This is a genomic window from Bacillus sp. 007/AIA-02/001 (assembly GCF_004634455.1).
In the GTDB taxonomy this organism is placed as follows: Bacteria; Bacillota; Bacilli; order Bacillales; family Bacillaceae_G; genus Bacillus_A; species Bacillus_A cereus.
Map to the genome: position 1 here is coordinate 1 of NZ_SEIY01000041.1, position 494 is coordinate 494.

Consider the following 494-nt stretch of genomic DNA (forward strand, 5'->3'; position numbering starts at 1 on the left):
TTTAGTACACAAGGGTTGAATATGGATTGGGTGAGTTCGATTCAGGGGATTATAGAAGAAACAGCTCGAAAAAACGAGATGAAAGAAATTACTTTGCAAAAACAAGAAATGAACTTACAAGAACAGGAAGACAATAGATCATGGCATGAAAAAACAGCCATTTATGCGCAATCATTTTTGCATGGAGTTATCGAATTTTTTCAAGGTGCTGGTGATGCAGCACTAGAAAACTTTTTTGGACTACAACCACATGAGAATGATAAATTAGAAAGTAAGACAACTTACCAAGCTGGAAGGTTGGCTGGAAATGTTATATCAATAGTCGGGTCTAGTGTAGAAATGTTTGAAGCTATTTCGCTCATAGGTGGATCTAATTTCTTAACTATCGTCGCAGAAGTAGGAACTGGCGGATTAGCGTCACCAATTGTTATTCCATTAGATATAGCAGCAACAGCTACTGGGGCAAGTCTTTTTGTACATGGTGGATTTGTTTG

The 494-nt window shown here is 37.7% G+C and carries 1 pseudogene; it reads left to right on the plus strand.

From position 1 onward, the window contains the following. A pseudogene (locus ES895_RS29575) lies at window positions 1–494 on the plus strand (hypothetical protein); the annotation flags it as partial.